Source organism: Micromonospora sp. NPDC005206 (assembly GCF_040608175.1).
Lineage (GTDB): Bacteria > Actinomycetota > Actinomycetes > Mycobacteriales > Micromonosporaceae > Micromonospora.
Window position 1 is genome coordinate 1 of record NZ_JBEXHU010000063.1, and the last position, 5,095, is coordinate 5,095.

General features: G+C 66.3%; 8 protein-coding genes. 4 read left to right on the forward strand and 4 right to left on the reverse strand.

All coding sequences use genetic code 11. From position 1 onward, the window contains the following. Positions 1-62 precede the first annotated feature (62 nt). The 3 genes from ABZU69_RS36770 to ABZU69_RS36780 all read right to left on the reverse strand — a co-directional run bounded on the left by ABZU69_RS36770 (position 63) and on the right by ABZU69_RS36780 (position 2,611). Positions 63-470: an ISAs1 family transposase gene (locus tag ABZU69_RS36770; RefSeq protein WP_354968818.1), complete on the reverse strand. Its 408-nt coding sequence runs from the start codon at positions 468-470 to the stop codon at positions 63-65. 139 nt (positions 471-609) lie between these two features. Next, the gene (locus ABZU69_RS36775) at positions 610-1,854 is read right to left on the reverse strand and encodes an IS110 family transposase (protein ID WP_354968819.1); all 1,245 of its coding nucleotides are present in this window, start codon (positions 1,852-1,854) and stop codon (positions 610-612) included. A 160-nt stretch (positions 1,855-2,014) separates the two neighbouring features. Continuing rightward, positions 2,015-2,611 (reverse strand): transposase family protein, encoded by a 597-nt coding sequence (locus tag ABZU69_RS36780; RefSeq protein ID WP_354968820.1) that lies wholly within the window; start codon positions 2,609-2,611, stop codon positions 2,015-2,017. Between ABZU69_RS36780 and ABZU69_RS36785 the strand changes: the two genes are divergently transcribed. After that, positions 2,581-2,937 (forward strand): hypothetical protein, encoded by a 357-nt coding sequence (locus ABZU69_RS36785; protein ID WP_354968825.1) that lies wholly within the window; start codon positions 2,581-2,583, stop codon positions 2,935-2,937. The genes ABZU69_RS36780 and ABZU69_RS36785 overlap by 31 nt on opposite strands. 63 nt (positions 2,938-3,000) lie before the next feature. After that, positions 3,001-3,210: a transposase gene (locus tag ABZU69_RS36790; protein ID WP_354968821.1), complete on the forward strand. Its 210-nt coding sequence runs from the start codon at positions 3,001-3,003 to the stop codon at positions 3,208-3,210. On the opposite strand, the gene ABZU69_RS36795 is transcribed toward ABZU69_RS36790, so the two are convergent. Continuing rightward, on the reverse strand, positions 3,182-3,697 hold the full coding sequence (locus tag ABZU69_RS36795) for a transposase (protein ID WP_354968822.1): 516 nt from the start codon (positions 3,695-3,697) through the stop codon (positions 3,182-3,184). The genes ABZU69_RS36790 and ABZU69_RS36795 overlap by 29 nt on opposite strands. A 150-nt stretch (positions 3,698-3,847) precedes the next feature. Here ABZU69_RS36795 and ABZU69_RS36800 point away from each other — a divergent pair, with 150 nt between their 5' ends. Both ABZU69_RS36800 and ABZU69_RS36805 read left to right on the forward strand, forming a co-directional pair. Next, positions 3,848-4,429, forward strand: a complete 582-nt coding sequence (locus ABZU69_RS36800) for a hypothetical protein (protein ID WP_354968823.1) — start codon at positions 3,848-3,850, stop codon at positions 4,427-4,429. Between the two features lie 74 nt (positions 4,430-4,503). Further along, positions 4,504-5,082, forward strand: coding sequence for a transposase family protein (locus tag ABZU69_RS36805; protein ID WP_354968824.1), 579 nt, complete (start codon positions 4,504-4,506; stop codon positions 5,080-5,082). Positions 5,083-5,095 lie beyond the last annotated feature (13 nt).

The window sequence follows — 5,095 nt, forward strand, 5'->3', positions numbered from 1 at the left end:
GTTCGGAGAGCGGCCTGGGGAAACGGACCGGGAGTAATCCCGGCACCGCGCCCCAGGCCGACTCACCAGTGGACCTTGTTCTCGATCGACCAGTGACCACGGATCCACGCGGCGAGTTGCGCCGGTTTGGCTTGGTGGACGAGCAGGTCGGTGATCGCGTAGACGGTCGCGGTGGTGAACCGTTTCGGCTGGTCGAGCCGGCGTCGGCGGCGTCGGATCTGGATGGCTTGGGTGGCATTCGGGAAGTCGATCCCGGTGGAGACGGACAGGATTTTCAGGGTGCGGATTTCCCGGCGGCCGTGGCCGCGGTAGGTGCCGCGGTCTGCGTCGGCGACGGCCCGCCAGGGTAGGGCGGCCAGTTGGGCGCGCAGGCGGGGCTGGTTGCCCTTCACGGTGAGGATCCAGTGGGCGCCGCGTTCGGCGAGGTAGGCGACGTGGTCGCGTTGACAGTGCAGCGCGTCGGCGGTCACCACGACCTCGCCGAGGTCGCCGAGCTGGTCGAGCAGGGGCGAAGCGGGTGATCTGGCTCGAAAATGTTCAGTGAGCGGGCACGCTGAGATGGACCCGGGGTGGTCTTGAGTCGCCGGGTTGGTAGCGGGTATCTCGATGTCAGCCGGTGGTGATGAAGGTGCTGGTGTCGACGCCCAGTTCGGTGAGCTCGTTGAGCAGCCTGCGTTTGCGTCGTTCGACTTGATCGGGGCGGCGGTGGAAGTAGTCGAGTCCGAGGTCGTGGTAGGGCACGTCGTGGCTGAGCATGTGCCACACCGCGGTGAGGATCTTGTGCATGACGGCGACGAGGGCCCGTCGAGGCCCGCGCCGCTTGACCATCCTTTTGTAGTAGCTGTTGAGGTATGCGTTCTTCGTGCGGGCGGCGGCTGCGGCAGCGTCGCCGAGCGCGCCGAGCAACCAGCGGTTGCCGTGGGTGGTCCTGCCCGACAGGTTCTTGCCGGCGGACACGTTGTTTCCGGGGGCGACGCCGGCCCAGCTGGCCAGTGCGGCAGCAGTACGGAACTGGGTCATGTCGCCGCCGGTCTCGGCGAGGATGACCTCGGCGATGCGGTCGGAGACGCCCGGGATGCTGATCAGCAGTTCGCGCTGGCGTGTCTGCGGCTGGGTCAGGTGTTCGATCTGGTGGGTGAAGGCCGCGATGCGGGCGTCCAGGTAATCGATGTGGTTCAGTGCTTGCCCGGCGAGGAACGCGTGGTTGTCGTCGAACCCGCCGACCAACGCCTCGCGTAGTTGAACGATCTTCGGCCGGGCCTTGCCCAGGGCGAGGTCGGCTAAGGCGTATGGGTCGCGTTCTCCGGCGACGAGCGCCTCGATCATGAGTCGCCCGGACATGGTAAGCGTCCGGCTCATCACCGTGGACATCTTGATCCCAGCGTCCTCGAGCACGCTCTCCAGCCGGTGCAGGGCACGCACGCGTTCCCGGACGAGGTTGACCCGTTGCCGGGTGAGATCTCGTAGCCTGCGTATGGCCGGCGGAGGCACGAACGAGGGCGAGACCAGCCCGTGCTGCGCCAGCTGGGCGAGCCATTCGGCGTCTTTGACGTCGGTCTTGCGTCCGGGGACTTTCTTGACGTCACGGGCGTTGACCAGCCACACGGTGAAACGCTCTTCGAGCTGATAGAACACCGGCTTCCAGTAGTCGCCGGTCGCTTCCATCACGACCAGTTCGACGTGAGACTCAGCCAGCCAGTCCGCCAAGGCCATCAGCTGACGCGTCATTGTGGCGAACGTACGAACCTCGTGCCCGTAACGCCGGCCCGGCCCTTGTCGAGGAAGCCGAACGCAGGCCTTCACGTCAGCCTTGCTGACGTCCAGGCCGGCGACCCGTTCCACGATCACATCCATGAACCCACCACCCATCACCATCCGTCGATCAGCAGGGCGGCTGGCCCGGTGAGGGCACAGCTCAACAAAGAATCTGGCTCACGTGCTCACCGGCAACAATCCAGGGCGCCTGCCCCAAGCCCTCGCGCCAAGCTCATTCACGGGCTCTCCCGCACCAAGATCACACGGCGTCGACCGGGCCAACCGACCCACATTTTCCAACCAACCAGAACGTCGCGCGAGACCTGAACAGCTCGTTGGTCTTGCCGTCGACGTCGGTGCTGGCCAGCACGACACCGGTGGCCTGGTCGGCGGCGGCGAGGACGTGCCGGGCAACACTGTCGCTGGTCCGGGAGCCGCGTAGCGTCTTGCCATCCACGGCGATCGCCCGGCGTGTTCCCGCCGCCGGCGCGGGGAGCTGCGCGGCGAGCCAGGCGCCGATCACCATGGCCAGCCGGTCAGGGTCCAGGGCCTGCAGCAGCCTGCGGATCATGGCCTCAGACGGCCGCCGGTCCGTGTCGATACCGAGCACGGCCGCGGTATCAGCAGGTAGGTCTGCGACCCACTCACCGATCGCCGCGTATGAGCGGTAACCGGCGACGACCGCGCACACCGCCGCTGCGACGACGGTTACGAGAGCGTGCCGGACTCCGCGTCGGGCACGGGGATCGGGCAGGGAACCCAACGCGGCGAGCAGGCCGGCAGCCGACTCCACGGCAGATGACCCGGGCGGTGCGGTCGACAACGATGAGATCAGCGATGATGGCAACGCGGGCATGGCTCACTTCAGATAGATCAACAGGCCTCGAGAACCTTGATGATCTTCTGGAACGGCCATGCCCGCCCCGCTACCCACACCCAGGGCGCGTCTACACCAACCGCCTCAAGCCGGACACCCCTCACGACTTTGCCGGGGCCCTGGTCAGAACGCTGCCGACCCTGCTCTCGATGCGGCCCGACCTACGTCGACTCGCAGCCGAATGCCGTCGTCTCGGCTATCTCGGCTGCTTCGTCTACACGCTCTCCCCGACCCGCGACGCAGCGGCCGCGCGCATGCTCGCACCAGCGATCGGAGTCGGCGAGGATGTCGTCAACGCCAACTGAGCTGCCATGGGTTTTCCGGACAGGCCAACCAAGTAGAATTGGTTGATCTGGAGAGGAAAACAGGTGCCACGCGCGAAGAGGAATTTCTCCCCGCAGTTCCGGGAAGAAGCAGTGAAGATGGTGATCGAGGGGTCGCGGCCGATCTCCGCGGTCGCTCGTGAACTCGGTATCGGAGACGGCACGCTCGGCAACTGGGTGGCCGCGTACCGGTGTGAACACGCGGGCGATGAGCCCGCCCTGAACGTCAGCGATCCTCGACAACCGCATCGGTGACCTTGCTAATCAACTCCCGGGACACGTCGGCGCCGTAGACCTCGGCCAGATGCGACTGGATTTCTCCGGTGGTCAAACCCTTGACATACAACGACAGGATCATCTCGTTGAACCCGGCGACCCGCCGCGAATGCTTCCGGATGACCTGCGGCTCGAACTCACCCTGACGGTCACGCGGGATCTTCAACCCGACCGGCCCCAGATCCGTGTGGACCGTCTTTACTGAATGGCCATTGCGGGCGTTACGGGCACCGCGACCCGCCGGGTCGCCCTTGTCGTAGCCCAGATGCTCCGACATCTCCGCTTCCAGCGCCGTCTCCAGGATCCGACGAGTCACACCGGCCAGCAACCCGCCCGGCCCAACCAGCCTCACCCCGTCGACCCGCGCCTGCTCCAGCAACTGCTCAGCGATCCGCTGCTCCGCCACCGAGTCCACAGACGAACCCCGCTCGCCTTCCGGCTGCTCAGCACCATGATTCGTAGACATGACGTGATCCCCTCTGGCCGGGCTTCCTACCCGACCTAACGGACCACACCAAGATCAACCACAAAGTTTCTGACAGGCCCTGCACCCTCGAGTGAGCGGCTTGCTTGGGTTGGCTGCGTTGCGATTTGGTGGTGGGTCGACAATGGCCCCATGTGGAAATCGCTGGTAGCGCGGGCGGGCCTCTCGGAGGACGCCTCTGTTGCGGAAGTCGTGGAAGCGGTGCGCTCGATGCCATACGGGCGTCCGGTGGAGCGGAGCGCTCAAGGGGCGCTCGCCGAGTGGCGGGGCACCTGCTCGACGAAGCACGCGCTGTTGGTGGCCGTCCTGGCCGAACACTGGCCGCATACGGAACCGCAGCTGGTCCATCGCGTCTATCGATGCACGCCCGAAGACGCTGCCCGCAGATTCGGCCCGATCGCGGCCGCCGCGGTGCCCCCGGAAGGCTTGTGGGACGTGCACCGGTACCTGACCATCGAGCTGAACGGGGACCGCGTCGTCATCGACGTCACGTTTCCGTCCGGCCCAGGCTGGGACGGAGCCGGCTCGATGCCGGTGGCGTGTGGGCGAGGAACCGACTATGCGGCTGGTTTCGATCCCGACGCGGACAAACGTGCTTTGGAGGAGGCCCACTGCGACCCGAGCGTTCGCGAGCCCTTCATCGCCGCCCTTGCCATGCCGGGAACGACGGCCGGCGACTCGGCGGGCGAATGGCCGGGCGGTGGCGATGGATGATCATGGTTATGTCATCGGGGTCGGCTCGTGGGGTGTTGTCGCACCGGATCTGTACTGGCCTGCCGCGTCGCCGGTTGGGCAGGCTCATTGAGGAGCTGGCTGGTGCCTGGCCGGCGCAGCAGGAGAGCCGGCTGCGTGAGCGCTGTGGTCGTGACCGGCTGCGGGCGCCCGGTGCGGGGCCAGACCACGAGCTGGTGTTTACCGATCGGGTGATTGCCACCCTGGTCATCCTGCGTTTCCAGCTCCCACACGCGGCCGTGGCCCTGTTCTACAAGGTGGACCGCTCCACGATCACCCGGGCCGTCCATGAGATTCGACCTCTGATCGCCGCGCGGAGGTTCGCTGTTCCCGGTCGTCCCGAGCTGCGGCTGCGCACCCTGGCGGATGTCTTCGCTTATGCCGAGGCAGAGGGCGTCAAGCTCCGCTTCGACGGTACCGAGGTCCAGGTCCGCCGCCCCAACGCAGGCCGGCCAGGTCGTCGGGCATTCGTCTCAGGCAAGAAGAAACAGAACACCAAAAAGACCACCGTCATCAGCGATGGCCAGGACCGACTGCTGTGGACCGGGGCCATCTGTCCCGCACCGGGTTTGATGGAGACATCGAAACCTGGGAGGAACACCAGCGATGCCCGCACCGAAGAAGTACAACGATGAGCTGCGTGAGCGT

Coding starts and splice junctions, on each gene's coding strand:
- ABZU69_RS36775 (WP_354968819.1), bottom strand. CDS start 1,854: ATGGATGTGATCGTGGAACGGGTCGCCGGCCTGGACGTCAGCAAGGCT.
- ABZU69_RS36785 (WP_354968825.1), top strand. CDS start 2,581: ATGAGATCAGCGATGATGGCAACGCGGGCATGGCTCACTTCAGATAGA.
- ABZU69_RS36780 (WP_354968820.1), bottom strand. CDS start 2,611: ATGCCCGCGTTGCCATCATCGCTGATCTCATCGTTGTCGACCGCACCG.
- ABZU69_RS36795 (WP_354968822.1), bottom strand. CDS start 3,697: ATGTCTACGAATCATGGTGCTGAGCAGCCGGAAGGCGAGCGGGGTTCG.
- ABZU69_RS36800 (WP_354968823.1), top strand. CDS start 3,848: ATGTGGAAATCGCTGGTAGCGCGGGCGGGCCTCTCGGAGGACGCCTCT.